The 18,001-nt window shown below is 58.5% G+C and carries 11 protein-coding genes; 6 read left to right on the plus strand and 5 right to left on the minus strand.

All coding sequences use genetic code 11. From position 1 onward, the window contains the following. The first annotated feature begins 144 nt into the window (after window positions 1-144). Entirely contained in the window at window positions 145-864 is a 720-nt protein-coding gene (locus DL88_RS19700; RefSeq protein WP_084704770.1) for a L,D-transpeptidase, read from the plus strand. Window positions 865-935: 71 nt separating this feature from the next. Here DL88_RS19700 and trpS read toward each other — a convergent pair whose 3' ends face one another. Together trpS and ftsY are read right to left on the minus strand one after the other, a co-directional pair. After that, window positions 936-1,970 carry a tryptophan--tRNA ligase gene (gene trpS / locus DL88_RS01575; protein WP_034991283.1) on the minus strand — a complete coding sequence of 345 codons (1,035 nt, stop codon included), beginning with the start codon at window positions 1,968-1,970 and terminating at the stop codon, window positions 936-938. A 323-nt stretch (window positions 1,971-2,293) separates the two neighbouring features. Further along, window positions 2,294-3,493 carry a signal recognition particle-docking protein FtsY gene (gene ftsY / locus DL88_RS01580; RefSeq protein WP_034990892.1) on the minus strand — a complete coding sequence of 400 codons (1,200 nt, stop codon included), beginning with the start codon at window positions 3,491-3,493 and terminating at the stop codon, window positions 2,294-2,296. Between the two features lie 491 nt (window positions 3,494-3,984). Here ftsY and ftsE point away from each other — a divergent pair, with 491 nt between their 5' ends. The 3 genes from ftsE to DL88_RS01600 all read left to right on the plus strand — a co-directional run bounded on the left by ftsE (window position 3,985) and on the right by DL88_RS01600 (window position 9,193). Continuing rightward, a complete protein-coding gene (ftsE, locus tag DL88_RS01590) occupies window positions 3,985-4,647 on the plus strand; it encodes a cell division ATP-binding protein FtsE (RefSeq protein WP_034991285.1) in 663 nt (220 codons plus the stop codon). Window positions 4,648-4,656: 9 nt separating this feature from the next. Continuing rightward, window positions 4,657-5,691, plus strand: a complete 1,035-nt coding sequence (locus DL88_RS01595; protein WP_034990894.1) for a cell division protein FtsX — start codon at window positions 4,657-4,659, stop codon at window positions 5,689-5,691. Window positions 5,692-6,103: 412 nt separating this feature from the next. Further along, window positions 6,104-9,193, plus strand: a complete 3,090-nt coding sequence (locus DL88_RS01600) for a PAS domain-containing protein (protein WP_051955459.1) — start codon at window positions 6,104-6,106, stop codon at window positions 9,191-9,193. 77 nt (window positions 9,194-9,270) lie between these two features. Here DL88_RS01600 and DL88_RS01605 read toward each other — a convergent pair whose 3' ends face one another. Further along, a complete protein-coding gene (locus DL88_RS01605; protein ID WP_169741517.1) occupies window positions 9,271-11,682 on the minus strand; it encodes a TonB-dependent receptor in 2,412 nt (803 codons plus the stop codon). Window positions 11,683-12,200: 518 nt separating this feature from the next. Here DL88_RS01605 and DL88_RS01610 point away from each other — a divergent pair. Both DL88_RS01610 and DL88_RS01615 read left to right on the plus strand, forming a co-directional pair. After that, complete coding sequence (locus DL88_RS01610) at window positions 12,201-13,622, plus strand: LLM class flavin-dependent oxidoreductase (protein ID WP_034990896.1); 1,422 nt, start codon at window positions 12,201-12,203, stop codon at window positions 13,620-13,622. 306 nt (window positions 13,623-13,928) lie between these two features. Beyond that, window positions 13,929-14,954 carry an ABC transporter substrate-binding protein gene (locus tag DL88_RS01615; protein ID WP_034990897.1) on the plus strand — a complete coding sequence of 342 codons (1,026 nt, stop codon included), beginning with the start codon at window positions 13,929-13,931 and terminating at the stop codon, window positions 14,952-14,954. Between the two features lie 34 nt (window positions 14,955-14,988). Here DL88_RS01615 and DL88_RS01620 read toward each other — a convergent pair whose 3' ends face one another. Both DL88_RS01620 and DL88_RS01625 read right to left on the minus strand, forming a co-directional pair. After that, window positions 14,989-17,358: a xanthine dehydrogenase family protein molybdopterin-binding subunit gene (locus DL88_RS01620; protein WP_034990899.1), complete on the minus strand. Its 2,370-nt coding sequence runs from the start codon at window positions 17,356-17,358 to the stop codon at window positions 14,989-14,991. 1 nt (window position 17,359) lies between these two features. Further along, window positions 17,360-17,812 carry a (2Fe-2S)-binding protein gene (locus DL88_RS01625; RefSeq protein WP_034990901.1) on the minus strand — a complete coding sequence of 151 codons (453 nt, stop codon included), beginning with the start codon at window positions 17,810-17,812 and terminating at the stop codon, window positions 17,360-17,362. Between the last annotated feature and the right edge of the window lie 189 nt (window positions 17,813-18,001).

An 18,001-nucleotide genomic window follows, 5' to 3' on the forward strand; every position in this document is an offset into this window, starting at 1 on the left:
ACGAATACGATTAACGGCTATAAATTATTGAATGTCTCGAAGAGATCGTAGACCCGTTCAGAAACTTTCTTCATCCCTGATATATAATCTGCATTCCTAAACCACCCGCTTTTCAATGTCCGCCTTTATCGGAAACGCTTATCCATGCATCATAAGATCGGCAGCCTCGCCAGTTCATTGATCCTGTTCGCTGGCCTGACCGTCAGCCTGCCTGCTTTCGCCCAATGGCCCTATTATTCCGGCTATCAGCGCGCCAGACCTCCCTTCCCCTCTTTCGACGATGACAATCAGGTCCTGCCTCCGGACGATCTTTACGATGACGCCGCGCCGCCGCCGGCCTATCCGCCAAATGCCTCGCGCAGGTCGCCTTATGGCGATGACCAGGCAGATTATGATCTCGGTGTCCGCGCTTCGCAGAAAACGGCCGCCTTGGTGCCCAATCCCACCGAAGAAGGACCCGGCACCATCGTCATCGACACGAAATCACGGCATCTCTATTTCATACAGCCCGATGGCATGGCGATCCGCTACGGCATCGGCGTCGGCCGCGAAGGCTTCGCCTGGAAGGGAACAGCCCGGGTCGGCCGCAAGGCTGAATGGCCGCGTTGGATTCCACCGAAAGAGATGCTGAAGCGCCGCCCCGACCTCCCCACCTCGATGGAAGGCGGTATCGAAAACCCGCTCGGTGCGCGGGCACTCTATCTCTATCAGGGCAACAGGGATACGCTGTTTCGCATTCACGGCACCAATGAGCCGGATACGATTGGTCACGCCGTATCTTCCGGCTGTATCCGCATGATGAATGCCGATGTCATCGACCTGTTCCAACGCGTTCCGGTCGGCACGCGCGTCGTCGTGATGTAACACCGCTGGTGCACCCCGCGTTGGAGCGTTTCGATATAGCCGAAACGCTCCACTCGAAAGAGATCAGAGCATTACCCGACGAACCCAAAAATATCCTTGATCGCCGTCATGGTGGGCTCGGCAAACGCGCGGGCGCGGATGGCGCCATCGACGAGAATTTGATCGATGAAGCTTGTCTCGGTCTTGAGCCGCTTCATTTCCCCGCCGATCGGCCCCAGTTTGTCCACGGCAAGATCGACAAGCGCCGTCTTGAAGGTCGAGAAATTGCCGCCGCCGAAGCTCTTCAGCACATCAGCCTTGGCCTCGCCATTCAGAGCCGCATAGATCCCGACGAGGTTTTCCGCTTCCGGGCGCTTTGCGAGCCCCTCGATTTCCGACGGAAGGGGTTCAGGATCCGTCTTCGCCTTGCGAATCTTCTGCGCGATCGTATCGGCATCGTCGGAAAGATTGATGCGCGAATAATCGGATGGGTCGGATTTGGACATTTTCTTGGTGCCGTCGCGAAGGCTCATCACCCGCGCCGCAGGCCCCTGAATCAAGGGTTCGGGCAGCGGAAAGAATGCGTCCTCAAAGCCGCGTTCGGCAATTGATTGCGCGAAATCGAGATTGAATTTCTGGGCGATGTCGCGCGTGAGCTCCAAATGCTGCTTCTGATCCTCGCCCACCGGAACATGGGTCGCCTTATAGAGGAGAATGTCGGCGGCCATCAGGATTGGATAATCGTAGAGGCCCACGGAAGCGTTCTCGCGGTCCTTGCCGGCCTTCTCCTTGAACTGGGTCATGCGGTTCAGCCAGCCGACCCGGGCGACGCAATTCAACAGCCAGGCGAGTTCGGCATGGCCCGACACCTGGCTCTGGTTGAAGATGATCTGCTTCTTGTAGTCGATGCCGCAGGCGATATAGGCCGCGGTCAGTTCTCTGATATTGGCCCGCAGTTCCACGGGATCCTGAGCGACAGTGATCGCGTGCAAATCGACGACGCAGTAAAGACAATCATGGGTCTTCTGCAATTCGATGAATTTGATGATCGCGCCGAGATAATTGCCGAGATGCAGGTGGCCGCTCGGCTGAATGCCGGAAAAGACACGATTGACGAATTTAGCCATGAAACACGCCCCGCGCATCGGACCAAACAGCGGGGCGCGCTGGTCCGACACATGATTGATCCAGAAAGCCGGCGCTCTCGCGCCTGATCGACAGCATCCGATCGGCATTCTATTCGGAATTTCATGACGAGACACCGGTGGCCACCGCCGAAAGTCGCCTCGCACGTCCCGATACCGACCCTTCCCATATGCCATGATCGAGGTGGAGCGGCCTTATCCCGCAGCACAGGCAAGCTGACAAGAGCCCTGTTGCTCGAGCGGACCGAACTCGCACAAAAGTCTTAAGGATGTCGCACGCGAGGCACCAAAGGCAGTCACAATTTTTAGGAAGGCGGCACCGCTTCCCGGTCAAGGCCGGCAATGGCGCGGCCGAAATCACGCGCCGTGAACGCTTCGAGATCATCGACCTTCTCACCGACGCCTATATAATGAATCGGCAATTTGAACTTTTCGGTGATCGCCACGAGGATGCCGCCGCGCGCCGTGCCGTCGAGCTTGGTCATGACAAGGCCGGTCACACCCGCGACACGTCCGAAAATCTCCACCTGGCTCAAGGCATTCTGGCCGACGGTCGCATCGAGCACGAGAAGCACGGCATGCGGCGCCTCCGCGTCCTGCTTGCGCATGACGCGGATGATCTTTTCGAGCTCGTCCATGAGTTCGGCGCGGTTTTGCAGGCGGCCGGCCGTATCCATCAATAGAATGTCGGCATCCTCGGCCCGCGCCGCCTTGATCGCGTCAAAGGCGAGGCCCGCCGCATCGCTTCCCTGCGGACGGGCGATCACATTGCAGCCGAGCCTTTGCCCCCAGATCTGCAATTGTTCGATTGCCGCCGCGCGGAACGTATCGCCGGCCGCCAGCATCACTTTGCGGCCCTCGCGGGTGAATTGGGCGGCGAGCTTGCCGATCGTCGTCGTCTTGCCGGATCCATTGACCCCGACGACGAGAATGACGAAAGGTTTCCTGGACACATCAACTTCGAGCGGGCGGGCATAGGGGCCGAGCACGGTCTCGACCTCATGCGCCAAAATCGCCTTGACCTCGGCCGGATCGACGTCCCAGTTAAAGCGTCCCTTGCCGACCGTTTCAGTGATCCTTTGCGCAACGGCGCCGCCGAGATCGGCGCGGATCAGGATATCCTCCAGATCCTGCAACATATCCTCATCAAGCTTGCGCTTGGTGAAAATATCGACGATGCCGGATCCGATCGAATTCGAGGAACGGGAAAGCCCGGCGCGCAAACGGCTCCACCATGACCCCTGCGCCGGTTCCGTTTCAGCGGCGTGAGCCGGCGGTGGAACCGGTGCCGCCGGGGCACCTGATGGTTCCGCAATCGACTGATCGAGAGGAATGGCCTCGGTTGGGGAGACCGCTCCGGAAGCAAGCCCGGCAGCCGAGGGTTCGCGAGCGGCTTCTTCCGCATGCTCAGGCTGCGCAGCTTCCACCTGATCTTCCTTGCGGGTGAACAGCCGTTTCAGGAAATTTCTCTTCTGGCTCGCGTTGGGGCTTGAATCTTCCGCCACGATCTATCCTGGACAAGAGCAAGAAACTGGAAACCAGTTCTTATTATAGAAGAATGGTTCCCATTTTGATGAAAATATTCTGTATGAAGAAATGGCACGGCCAAAAGGCTGGTGCCGCTCCGCCTCTGGCATCGTTTCTCCTAATCACCTTCGATCTCGCAAATCCATCAAGGATGGAATGCGGTTGGCGCATCTGGAAAGGCAAGGCAGGAACTGGCGCATTTTCGGTGTGAACAGGATCGGGATGCGATTCAAAACACTTTGAAAATGCTCCTAATTTTACAGTATCGAACTGGAAAGAGGCTATCGCCCTTCGGAATGTTTGATGCGTTGATAAAAACCTACAAAATCGCTCACGAGCCTGATTTGTCGAGCGATGCTCCAGGAAGGATTCTCTTGGAGAAACTCCCTCGGGGAAGATTCTCTTGGGGAAGATTCTCTTGGGGGAGCAATCTGGAATTACCCCAACAAGCTCTATGCGGGGAGAGATCTTGGTTCGTTTCGAAAATGTCGGCCTTCGCTATGGAATGGGCAATGAGATTCTGAAGGACATCAGTTTCTCGATCGAGCCGCATTCGTTTCAGTTCCTGACCGGTCCATCGGGCGCGGGCAAGACCACTCTATTGCGCCTGATTCTTCTCTCGCTGCGGCCGACACGCGGATTGATCAATCTCTTCGGGTCCGATTCGACAGCGCTCGACAAGGACACGATTACCGATTTGCGGCGTCGCATCGGCGTCGTCTTCCAGGATTTCCGCCTGCTCGATCATCTGACCACTTACGAAAATGTCGCCCTGCCGCTACGAGTTCGCGGCCGCGAGGAATCGACCTATCGCGCCGAAGTGATCGAACTTCTGCGCTGGGTCGGCCTCGGCGAGCGGATGCACATCCTGCCCCCCGTGCTCTCAGGCGGGGAAAAACAGCGCGCCGCCATTGCGCGGGCGCTCATCGTGCGACCGGAACTGCTTCTCGCCGACGAACCCACCGGCAATGTCGATCCGAGCCTCGCCCGCCGTCTGTTGCGGCTATTCACCGAATTGCATAAATCCGGCACCTCGGTCGTCATCGCGACGCATGATCTCGGGCTGATGGATCAGTTCGATGGCGCGCGGCGCATGGTTCTCGGCGATGGTCGCCTGCATATTTACGATTGAGAGCGCCCCTTGCGTTTTTCCCTACGTCTTCTGCCGGCCTTTTCGGCGTTCCGGCGTCAACGCGACGAGCAGACACCGCCACCCCCGCGTGACAGTCTGATCGAGGCCTCGTCCTCCCCGGATGGTGAAAGAGTCGGAGGCGGCCGCCAGCGCGAGACCTCGCTGGTGCCCAAAACCTCGATCGCCGGGCGCTCCCTCGTCACGGTCATCGCCATCATGACCTTTCTGGCGACGCTCGGAGCCGGCACGGCCATGCTGATTGCCGATGCCTCGCGCGAATGGCGCGGCGAGGTGAGCCGGGAGGTCACCATCCAGGTGCATCCAAGCGGCAACCACGATCTCGAAGCGGATACTGCGGCGGCCCTTGCGCTCGCCCGGGCAACGCCAGGCGTCGCCGACGCGCGCGCCTTCACACGGGGAGAATCGGAAGCCCTGCTGCAACCCTGGCTCGGAACCGGACTCGATCTCTCCGACCTGCCCGTACCGCGCCTCATCGTCATCGCGCTCGACAGCACAAAGCCGCTCGACGTCACCGCCTTGCGGCAACAGCTCGCGGCCAAAATTCCGACGGCGAGCCTCGACGATCACCGGCTCTGGCTCGAGCGGCTCGACGATATGGCCCGCAGCGTCGTCGTCATCGCCGTTCTGTTTTTCCTGCTGATCCTCGTCGCAATGGGCTTCGCGATCGCCTTCGCGACACAGGGTGCCATGGCGGGCAATCGCGAAATCATCGAAGTCCTGCATTTCGTCGGAGCCGCCGACGGCTATATCGCACGGCAATTCCAATATCGGTTTCTGCACCTCGGCCTGCGCGGCGGTGCGCTTGGCGGCGGCGCCACCATTTTGCTGTTCCTCTTCGGAGAAGCTTTTTCCTCATGGTGGCGGGCGACGCCAGCCGGCGACCAGATGCAGCTTCTCTTCGGCAGTTTTTCTCTCAGCCCCAAAGGCTATGCCGTCATCATCCTGTTAAGTGGCCTGATCGCGATTTTGACCGGCTTCGTCTCGCGCGAGATCGTCTTTCGGCATCTGCGCGACCTGAATTAAGCCTTATTTCACGGCTCGGCGACAGATACGCCTTGCTTTCGTCACGGATCCTATCCAGTCTGATCGATGGGAGGACAAATGAGCAGGTTTCCCGCAAGGGTGACGTAGCGGCCATGCTGCTTGGTTGCCGATTGCGGACAAGCGACGATCGGCGAATCTCATATGCCGGGATAAGGCAGAGCGCGGTTCGTCGCCCCGGGAAACGGCAACGCTAAAATGCACTGCTAGAGCATTTTCCGACAATCTTGAATCGATTCGCGATTTCATAGAATTGAAAATGCTCTGTTTGTTTGAGTGAAGTATTTCGGATATATCCGAAATACTTCAGTCGGTTCACCTCCTTCGATTTCCAGCGCGGCCCTATCCGCCTTGCTTGTTTCGCCCTGCTGACAGGGAATCCTTTGGGAATCCGATGAACGACGAGACCTTCGGACAGACAAAGCAGGATCCCGGCACGACCCGGAAGGACAATATGGCCTGGCGCGCCGTGGCCGATACACTGGCAACCCTGGCCGGTCTTGATGAGCCGCATGCCTTAATGGCGCTTGCCTGCAGTTCTCTCTGTTCCCTGATCGGCGCCGACGGTGCCAGTTTCATCCTGCGCGACGGCCCGTTCTTTCATCACGCCGAACAATCAGGCATTGCGCCCGCGTGGCAAGGGTTGCGTTTCTCCTCGGACGAAGGGCCCGCCGGCAGGGTGCTTGCGGAAGGCATCCCCTGTTTCATCCCAGATAGTCATGCTGACGAAGCGGCCGCTCTTTATCGACCGGCGGGTATCGGCAGCCTGATGATCCTTCCTCTGCCGGCACAGGCAATGGAAACGGCGGATGCTATGCATGCGCGCTCCTCGCCTGTTTCCGGAATGGGGACGCCGCCCACAGCCGCCAGCCTGAACAGAAGCGCGGGCGGGATCGAAATCTACTGGGCGCAGAGACACGAGCCGCAGGCGGACGAGATCCATGTCGCCGAATTGCTCGCCGCGACGGCGGCAAAGGCGCTTGCCCGGCGCGCCGAGGCCGTGAGGCTGGGTGACAGCGAGACGAAGCTGCAGCTGGTGCTGAAGAGCGGCCGCTTCGGAGCTTTCGAACTCGACGCTGCGACGAAGGCGCTCGACGCCTCGCCGATCTGCAAGGATCATTACGGCCGCGATCCCCGACTTCCCTTCACTTTCGCCGACATGATCAGCACGATTCATCCGCTCGACCGGCCGGACGTCATTGCCGCCTTCGACGCGGCTCTCACGTCAGGAGCGGCAATCGACCGGGATTATCGGCTGGTGACTGTCGATGGCGAGTTGCGTCGACTGCATATCCATGCCCAACCGATACACAACAGGGAAGGCCGCTGCTCCCGCCTCGTCGGCGCCAGCCTCGATATTACGGCATGGGACAGAGCCGCAACGATCGTGCGCGCCAGCGAAAAGCGCATGCAGCTTGCCGAGGACGCGGCCCTCGTCGGTACCTGGGAATGGGATGTGGCGGCGCGGGAATTCTTCTGCTCTGCGGAACAGAACCGGCTGTTCGGCCGCGAGCCCGTCATGCGCATCGTGCGTGAGGAGGATTTTTTCGCACCGGTTCATGAAAGCGATCGCGATGCGCTCAAAGCCGCGATCACATCCATGGCGGAAAAAGGCGGTTTTGAATACGAATACAGACTCGTGACGCCACAGAACGAGATTCGCTGGATCGTCGGGCGCGGCCGCGTTCTCTCCGATCCGGCCTCATCGCGCAAACGCTGCATCGGTATCATGATGGATGTCACCGAGCGGCACCGCACCGAAGAAGTCCTGCGCGCGAGTGAGGATCGCTATCGCACACTCGCCGAATCCCTGCCCCTGCTGGTCTGGGCGACGCGGCCCGACGGTTATTGCAATTATGTGAGTCCGCAATGGCTCGCCTATACGGGATGCCAGGAAAAGGACCAATTGGGATCTCATTGGATGGATTGCCTCCATCCAGACGATCGGGAAAAGACAGATCGTCATTGGTCCGATGCGCTTCGCAGCCATCAGCCTTATGATGTCGAATATCGGTTGCGCCGCTACGATGGCGTCTATCGCTGGTTCAAGACACGCGGCATGCCGGTCCGAGACGCATCCGGAACGATCATCTACTGGCTCGGCACCTGCACCGATATTCATGATCTGATCGTGGCGCGGGAAGTCATCGCCCACCACGAGCAGGAACTCGAACGTCTCGTCGCCGAACGGACCGCCGAGCTCGCCGCCGCCAATATTCAGGTCAAGGAGGAAATCGACGAACGGTCGAAAGTTCAGGCACAGCTCGCGCAGGCGCAGAGAATCGAGGCGATTGGCCAGGTGACATCCGGCATCGCCCATGACTTCAACAATCTGCTGACAGTGATCCTCGGCAATCTCGACCTTCTCGATACATCCATGCGAGAGCCGAAATCCTGCGATATCGTCGGCGCTTCGCCGATGACATGCGACCCCAAAATCCTCCGGCGTCTTTCCAATATGCGGCTCGCAGGCGAACGCGGCGCCAAGCTCACCAGTCAATTGCTGGCCTTTTCCCGCCGCCAACGCCTGCAACCAAAACCGATCGATCTCAACGAGACGATCTTCGCGGTTCGGGAACTCCTCCAGGGCGCGCTCGGCGGCGCCGTTTCGGTCGAGTGGCGTCCAGGAGCCGATCTCTGGTCCGCCCTCGCCGACGGCTCGCAGATCGAACTGGTGCTGCTCAATCTCGCCATCAATGCGCGCGACGCCATGCCGGACGGCGGCACCTTGACGATCACCACGGGCAATCTCATTCTCCCGCAAAAGGCGACACGGCAGATGGGAGAACCCGCCAATGCCGGCGATTATGTCACTTTATCCGTCGCCGATATCGGCTGCGGCATGAGCGAGACCGTGAAGGCGCGCGTCTTCGAACCCTTTTTCACCACCAAACCGATCGGCAAGGGATCAGGCCTCGGACTGCCGCAGGTCTATGGTTTCGCGACACAATCAGGCGGTGGCGTGGCGATCGATACGGAGGAAGGTGTCGGCACCACAGTCACCGTCTATCTGCCGCGCGCCGAACCCATGGCCACCGGTGCCGACGAAACCTTGGCGCTGAAGACGATCGACAAGGGCCATGAACAGACATCGACCATCCTGCTTGTGGATGATGATGCTGCCGTCCGCGAGATCACGGCGCATGTCCTGATCGAACTGGGCTATAAGGTTATCGAGGCCGGCAGCGGGCCCGCCGCTCTGGCCTATCTCGACAAAACCACGAAGATCGACCTGCTGCTCGTGGATTTCGCCATGCCCGGCATGAACGGCGTGGAAGTCGCCAGCGCCGTGCAGGACCGCCTGCCGGATCTGCCCATCCTCTTCATCACCGGCTATGCCGATCTCACCGCCATCAAAGAGGTTGCCGAGGAGAGGATCATCCAGAAGCCTTTCGACCGGCAGGGGCTGGCACACAAGGTCATGTATGCGCTGAAACAGCGTGACACCGGCGCAGCGCCCCTGCCATTCTCCCAGCACGGCTGACCCCCAATTATCTTGTTTCGCAGCCTTCGCTTCGGTAGTCCGCCGCGGAGCGGCAGCTCTGTCACCGAAGAACCGGTTCAGAATTTCAACGTGAAGGTCGCCCCGGCCATCAAGGGCTGGCCCGGCACACCGCCGACCAGACCCGAACCGACGTAATTCGCCGATTTATACAGATAATAGCGGTGATCGAGCGCGTTGTGGGCCCAGCCGGTGAGATTCCAGCTGCCATCATTGGCCTTGAGACCGCCATGCAAATTGAGGATGCCGTAACCGCTGATGACGCTGTAGGCTGAATTGGCATTCTCGCCGAAATCGCCCGAATAAGTCGCGCTTTGCCAACTGAAATCCGGGCCGACGAAAAATGTCACCGCATTGGCATAGAGAGCCGGCAGGGCGATTCCAAGATCGAGATCATATTCCGCGCCGACAGAGAAAGCCCAGCGTGGCGTGAAGGACAAGGGTTTGCCCGTCAGATTGCAGGAAGACTGAAAACTATATTCAAAGGGACAGGGCGCAGAAGGAAAGGACGTATAGCGCGCGTCATTGTAGGACCCGTTGAAATAGACATTCAGCTCATCGATGGGGCGCGCCCGGAGATCCAGTTCGAAACCGCGCGATCGTGCCCTTGGTGCATTGGCGACATAAGAGATCGTCGTGCCGACATTGAGGATCTGCGCGACGGGTGTAATGTAATTCCGGTCATCGATCAAAAAGGCGGCGACATTCGCCTGCACACGATTATCGAGGAAACTCGTTTTCAAACCGATTTCATAGCTGTCGGTTTCCTCGTTTTTGATGACGGATTGCGCCCCTTGCGGCAGATAGCCATAGCTGACATTAGGGCCGCCCAGGCGACCGCCATGAGCATAGGTCGCATAACCCATGACATCTGGTGTGAATTTATAGGAGGCGCTCACAAGTCCGGTGAGCAACCCTTGAGTCGAACTGATATATTGGCTCCAAGAGGCGGGCGCGCCGAAGACGCTGGAGCGGACCTGCTGGGCGAGAGCCTGATCGGCAGCAGAAAGCCCCGCACCCGATTGTCCAGTGATGGTCCCCGTGGCGAAACCGGATTTCCAGCTCTCGGTAAACCGCAATCCAAAGGTCATCTCGAACTCTTCCGTCGCATGCCATATCGCCTGAGCATAGGGCGAAACATTGCGTGTCGAGACCATGTCATAGCTGTTCTGCTTCGCCCAATTGAGCGCGACATCATTGACCTCCGGATTGCTCGTCGGCGAAAACCATTCCGCCGCCTGCGACCCATTCCATGACTGGTTCCAGCTGCGGAACAGTTCGAGGAAGACGAAGACGCCGGCCTTCACATCGACAGGGCCCCCTTTCGGCGTCGCAATACTCAAATCCTCCTGAGCGGACCAGGACGTCGGATCCCAACAGCCGGCGCGAGCCGTATCCACATTGATGATCGTATTGTTCCACCAATGGCATTGGTAGGTATATTGGCGAATGGCGGTCGTCGAATTGAGCGCATAGCCATTGAAATTATAATTGACGATGACCGCGCCGCCACCGCTGCTCGCCGTCTCCCCCGGCCCGATGCCATAAGTACCGCTGACATCCGTATTCCACCGCTGCAATCCGTTGAACGATTGCGGTGTGTAGCCCACGCGCGCGGCGCGCTGGAAGAAATTATTCGCGACCGGCTGGCCATTGGCATAATTGGTGATGACCCCGGACGTCAGGCTGATACAACATGTGTAGCGAAGGAAGGAATAATCGGCGACCAGCCTGATGCTGAGATCATTGGTCGGCTGCAGGAGAACCTGGGCACGGACGCCCTTGCCGAATTTGCCGAAATAACGCTGCGGGTTCGAATTATAGATGCTGTAGAGCCATCCATCGTTGTAATCGCCAAACAGGCTGAGACGGAAGGCCGCCCAGTTGGAATCGGCAATGGGGCCTGTCGCCGAATAATTGACATTCGCATAATTGTAGCTGCCATAGCCGACCGACAATTTCTGTCCGGCCGTGAAGCTCGGCAAAGCGGTGCTGACATAGACAGCGCCGCTGGTGCTGTCATAACCTCCGCTCGTGCCCTGCGGACCTTTCAACACCTGAAAACCGGTGAGATCAGGAATATCCATCAAGGATGTGCCGGGACGGGGATAATAAATGCCGTCGATATAGATCGGAACACCGGAGGGAGAGGCCGAGATCGAAGTGCCCGTGGCATTACCGAAGCCGCGAATATTGAAAGCATTGTTCTGTATGTTCAAGACTTTCATATTCACCCCCGGAACCAGGCTTTTCGCCTGCTGGAGGTTGGTGATCTGCTGAGCCTCTATCTGGTCCTGCGTAATGACAGTGGCAGCCTGGGGAACCGATTGCAGCGCTGTCGCCTGCTCTTCCGACAAGGATTGCGTTGGCGCCGTCACAACCACATCCTCGACATGCGTCGCGGCAGTCTGCCCAAGAGCCGGCCCAAGAGTCAGCTCAAACGCAATCGCGGTACCCAAACCATAAAACATGAGCGCCCCGATCAGGGGGAACCATCGCCGTTGCATATCGACCTTCGCTACACTTCCACCTTCGCCATCGTGGAGACGGCTCATAAAATCTATTTTTATATAAATTTGATGGAATAAATATATTTGTCAAGATTAAGCTTAATTTATTGTTTTTATTTTATATTTATCTATTTAACGGCTGCGATTTCTGGGCACATTCGGCATTTTCACTGAAACGACGCAGTCTTTCGCGACAGAAAAGATGATTTGTTTCGCAAATACCGCCTTCTGGAGAAATACATTCCATATACACACAATAATCGAGAATATTTTTCTACAGATGCTGATGGCGTCATCATTGGCGCATTGTCTCCATGACGTTCTGGCATCGCACTCTGGAACATTCGGTAAGCACGCTGTCGTGCGCCTGGAGCACGACAGCGGAAAATAGCGGGGCCGATCATTAAAGGCTATTATTTTTATATTTTTTATATACTATTCTGGCAATCCAGCGAACGCTCCATTCCAGGGAGAGCAATTTGTCACGTCAGATCCGTTTCAATGCCTTCGACATGAATTGTGTCGGACATCAGTCACCCGGGCTGTGGGCGCATCCCCGTGACAATTCCTGGCGATACAAGGACATCGAATATTGGACGGAACTGGCGGTCACGCTGGAACGCGGCTTTTTCGACGGCATTTTCATTGCCGATGTCATCGGCTATTACGACGTCTACAAAGGATCGAATTATCACGCGATCCAACAGGCGGCGCAAATCCCCGTCAATGATCCCCTGCAGCTGGCGGCACCCATCGCTTTCGTCACCAAACATCTCGGCATCGGCATCACCGCCTCGACGTCCTTTGAACATCCCTATACATTTGCGCGGCGGCTTTCGACCGCCGACCATCTCACCAGGGGACGCGTCGGGTGGAATATCGTGACATCCTACCTCGAAAGCGGCGCGCGCAATATCGGGCAGGACGGGCTTCCTCAACATGACACCCGTTATGAGGTCGCCGGCGAATATGTCGAGGTCATTTACAAGCTTCTCGAAGGGAGCTGGGAGGATGGCGCTGTGGTCCGCGACCGCGAGAAGCGTATTTTCACCAATCCCGAGAAAGTCCATGAGATTGCCCACAAGGGCAGATTTTTCGATGTGCCGGGCTATCACCTCTGCGAACCTTCGCCACAGCGCACCCCCCTGCTCTATCAGGCGGGCGCTTCCGGCGCCGGCAAGAAATTCGCCGCCGAACATGCCGAATGTGTTTTCGTTGCCGCGCCGACAAAATCGATTCTGAAAGCCTATGTCTCCGATATACGCCGGCAGGCAGCCGCTGCCGGACGTGATCCACGCAAGCTACTCGTCTACAATCTCGTCACGCTCATCGTCGACGAAACGGATGCCAAGGCCGAGGCGCTTTTCAGGGACTATCAGAGTTATGCGTCCTACGATGGCTCGCTCGTGTTCATGTCGGGATGGAGCGGCATCGATTTCAGCAAATATACGCCGAACGATCTCGTCGAAAAGGTCGAAACCAATGCCATCATCTCCCTGGTCGAGAACCTGACCAATGGAGAGAAAGCCTGGACCATCGAGGAACTCGCCCGCTGGGGCGGCGTCGGCGGGCTCGGTCTCGCCTTTGCCGGCTCGGCCGAGACAATCGCCGATATTTTGCAGGAATGGGTCGAGGAGACCGATGTCGACGGTTTCAATCTGGCCTATGCAGTAACGCCGGAAAGTTTCGAGAAGGTCGTCCACTATCTGGTACCGGAATTACAAAAACGCGGCGTTTATCAAACCGCCTATCGTGAAGGAACCTTGCGCGAGAAACTTTTCGGCGATGGGCCCACTCTGCCAGCCAATCATCCGGCCGCGCAATACCGTAATATCGAGGCCTATAAACAAAGGCAAAGCGCGCATACACAGGACCATCTCCGCACACCGCAAACGGTCTGACATCGGCTTTCCTGAAACCCTAGAGCCTTTGCCGATAACGTCGAATCGCCTTGCGATTCACTATACTTGAAAATGCTCTATTTTTTGAATGGAGCGTTTCTGGATATATCCGAAACGCTTTGGGATCGCTCACCGAGTGCTTGATGAGCGATCCTGATGCCCGGCATCCACCACCTGTCGGCCTACCGGCGTTGACACATTTTTTCCGGCGATCTACAGGAGAAAATGACCCGTTACGCGTCGATGGCCCCGCGAGCGTCGGCCGTTCCCCGACCTTCCCGACATCCCCCTGTAGTGGAGCCGCACATGACTTACCTGACCCGGCGCGAACTTGGTCTTGGCGTTCTCGCGTCGACTGCCATTGGCGTCACCGGCGTCCGCGCCGAAACCGTCGCCGCGCGCGCGGGCGTCATTCCCGTGCTCGGTGCCGCTCCGGTCTATATTGCCGAGAAGCAGGGCTGGTTCGAGGAAGCGGGTCTCAAGGTCAATCTGCTGAAATTCGAATCCGGCCCCGATATCATGCAGGCAGCGGCGAGCGGCACGATCGACATCCATGTCGCAGGCATAGCGCCGGTCGCGGTCGGCCGCGCCCATGGCATTGACCTGCGTGTCGTCGCCGCGACGGCAACGGCGGAAAATGTACTCGTCACGAGCTCGAAATTCGCGCCCCGGATCAAGCCGAATGTGTCACCTGCGGAATTGTTCAAGGCTTTCCGGCAGGAGACCGGCAAACCTGTTCGGATCGCGACGCAGCCTCAGGGCTCGGTTCCAAGCACCAATCTCAATTACTGGCTGAGCGAGGTCGCCCATGTTGATCCCGACGATGTCCGGATCGTGTCGCTCGGAATCGATGGCGCGACGCAGGCCCTGCTCGGCAATTCGGTCGAAGCCTCGACAATCCGCGAGCCGATCCTGACCGTCGCCCAGCAACGCGATCCCGGCATCAAAATCCTGGCTCTCGGCAATGAACTCCTGCCGGGCCAGCCAGGCACGGTCGTCGCCGTGTCGAGCGATTTCGCGGCGAAAAATCCCGCCGCCGTCAGCGCCCTCGTCAAAGGTGTCATCCGTGGCGTCGATCTGCTGCAGAAAGACCCGGACAAGGCAGCTCCCCTCATCCAGTCGAGCCTCGGCAAGGGCATGCTCGATCTCGCCCTGATCCGCAAGGCCCTCGTCTCGCCGGCCACCCATTTCGTCGCCGATCCCCATGCGATCATGGAGGCGACACAGACGATGCTCAATTTCCAGAAGAAGATCGGAACGCTCGACAGCATCCCGAGCCTGACGGATCTTTTCGACACGCATTATTACGACGCAGCCGTCAGCGGGAAATAGGCGCGCGACGCCACGCGCCTATTTCCCGCGCGGCTCAGATCGCCAACTGATCGCCGATCGGCATCTGGCGTAGCCGCTTGCCGGTCGCCGCGAAAATGGCATTGCACAAAGCCGGCGCGAAAGGCGGAACACCCGGCTCGCCAACACCGCTCGGCGGCACGTTATAGCCGCTGTCGACGATGTGGGTATGGGTGACCTGCGGCGCCTCATCGATCCGGATCACCGGAAAATCATCGAAATTGGCTTGTTCCGCCCGCCCGTTCTTGAAAGTGAGTGCGCCATATTTGGCGAGGCTCAGGCCCATGACCGCCGCCCCCTCGATCTGCGAGCGGATGCGTTCGGGATTGACGAAAGCGCCGCAATCAATCGCCGTATCGACACGCGGCACGCTGAGATTGCCCCTGGCATCGACCGCCACTTCCACCACTGTCGCGATATAGCTCACGAAACTGCGGTGCACGGCAATGCCAAGCCCATGGCCTTGCGGCAATTTACGGCCCCATCCCGCCTTTTCCGCCACCAGTTCGACCACATGGCGCAAACGGCCGGTATCGATCGGATAAGTCTCGAAAGGCTCGCCATAATTCCAGAATTTTTCCGCCGTCGCGCGTGGATCGACGATGCGTGCCGGTCCGATCAGATCCAGCAGGAAATCTTTGGGATCACGGCCGAGCGCGTGAGCGAGTTCAGCGGAAAAGCTCTGCACGGCGAAACCATGCGGGATGTTCGAGACCGAACGGAACCATCCGATCCGTGTATGCGCTTGCGCTTCGCCATTCTCGCAGCGGATATTGGCGATATCATAAGGCAGATCGACAAAGCCCATGCCGAGTTCGATGGGGATCTCATGCGTTACACCGGCGGCGAAGGTCGAGCCGATGGGCGGGGCGACGCTGCGATGACGCCATCCCACGACCTTGCCGCCCGCGTCGATCGCGGCTTCGAGATGCTCCGCCGAAACCGTATGATAGAAATCGTGGCGGATGTCATCGTCGCGGGTCCAGACAAGCTTGACAGGCGCCTTGACGTCGCGGGCGATGAGGGCGGCCTCGAGAACGAAATCGCATTTGGATTTGCGCCCGAAACCGCCGCCGAGCAGCGTAACATTGACCTTCACGGCCTCGGGCGGCAGGCCGAGCGTCTTGACCAGTTCCTCGAATGTATTGCCGGGACTCTGCACCGGAGCCCAGACCTCGCATTTGCCATCGGCGACGACGGCGGTGGCACAGGGCGGCTCCATGGAGACATGCGCCAGATGCGGTAGATAATAATCGGCGGTGATCACCCGCGCGGCCTTGGCGAAGGCCGCATCGGCATCACCGTCATTGCGCACGACCAGCCCGGGCTTTTGCGCCGTCGCCGTGATTTCCTTGCGATAGGCTTCGGAATCATAGGTTGCGTTCGGGCCGTCATCCCATGTGATCTTCAGCGCCTCGCGGCCCTTGATCGCCGCGCCGGTATTGCGCGCGATCACAGCGACCCCGCCTACCGGCTGGAATTTCGAAGGCCAGGGCCAGCCCTGCACTTCCAGAACCTTCTCGACGCCCGGGACCTTCAGGGCCTCCGTGGCGTCGAAGGAAACGAGCTTGCCGCCGACCACCGGAGGCCTTGCGATAACGGCATATTTCATGCCCGGAAGGCGCGTATCAATCCCGTAAGGCGCACGGCCGGTCGTGATATCGAACAGATCGACCATGCCGATCCGCCCCTTGCCGATATAGCGGAATTCTTCCGGCTGCTTCAGCGTCAGGGTCTCGGCCGCGGGCACCGGCATTTTGGCGACATCACCGGCGAGATCACCATAGGACAATTTGCGGCCAGAGGCGGCGTGCAGCACCTGATGATTTTCCGCCCGTACCTCGCTCGCAGGCACGTTCCAGCGCCGCGCCGCGGCAGCCACGAGCATGGCCCGCATGGCGGCGCCGGTCTGGCGCATCGGCATGAAGAAATGCCGCACACTGCGGGAGCCGTCAGTATCCTGATTGCCGAAATAGGTTTCGTCGCCATGCCCCTGACGGATGACAACATGATTCCAGTCAGCCTCCATCTCATCGGCGATGATCAGCGGCAGGCTGGTGCGCGCGGCGCCCGTGCCCATTTCCACCCGCGCGGCAATGATCGTCACTTTTCCGGAAGGATCGATGGTGATGAAGACATGCGGATTATTGACGGTGCCATGTGGCATCGCGTCTGCGCCCGTCTTGAAGACGGACATGGCGTCAGCGCCGGTCTTGATGACGGCGGCCGGCGCTGCGCCGGCCCGGGCGGGCAGAAGGTCAACGGCAAGGATACAGCCGCCGGCTGCGAGCACGCCTTGAAGAAAGCTGCGCCGGCCTTGGTCCGGCGATACCTGGTCAGGCTGCATGACGGCGCTGGAAAGGTGTTTGTTATCGACGAAACCCATCTCAGACTCCCGTGCTCGCGAGATGAATGGCCGCCTCGATCCGTTCGTAGCAGCCGCAACGGCAAATGTTGCCGGACATCGCCCCATGGATGTCATCGCGCGTGGGATTGGGCGTCTTGGCGAGGAAGGCCGCCGCCTGCATGATCTGCCCGGCCTGACAATAGCCACATTGTGGTACATTGAGTTGGCGCCAGGCTTTCTGCACCGGATGCTCGCCTTTGGAATCGAGACCTTCTATGGTTACAATCGCATGGCCCTCGGCATCGCTCACCTGCATGGTGCAGGCGCGTTGCGCCTCGCCATCGACATGCACGGTGCAGGCACCGCATAATCCGGCACCGCAGCCGAATTTCGTGCCCGTCAAACCGAATTCGTCACGTAAAACCCAAAGCAGTGGAATTTCAGGATCGCCGTCATAAGACCAGTCGCGTCCATTCACATGCAATTTAAGCATGGAGGCCTCCCTCCTATTCTTTAAAATATATTGCTTTGACAGCCCACAGGCCGTCTTTCACTTGTGAAAGGAATAATAGAAATTATCCGTTCAAACAAAGCGAAGTTTTTTGACAATTTTATACAGATCAAATCTGTATGACGACCGACAGACTGTTATGAATCTGTTATCAAAAGGCCTTTCAAAACG

This window comes from Beijerinckia mobilis (assembly GCF_000745425.1).
Lineage (GTDB): Bacteria > Pseudomonadota > Alphaproteobacteria > Rhizobiales > Beijerinckiaceae > Beijerinckia > Beijerinckia mobilis.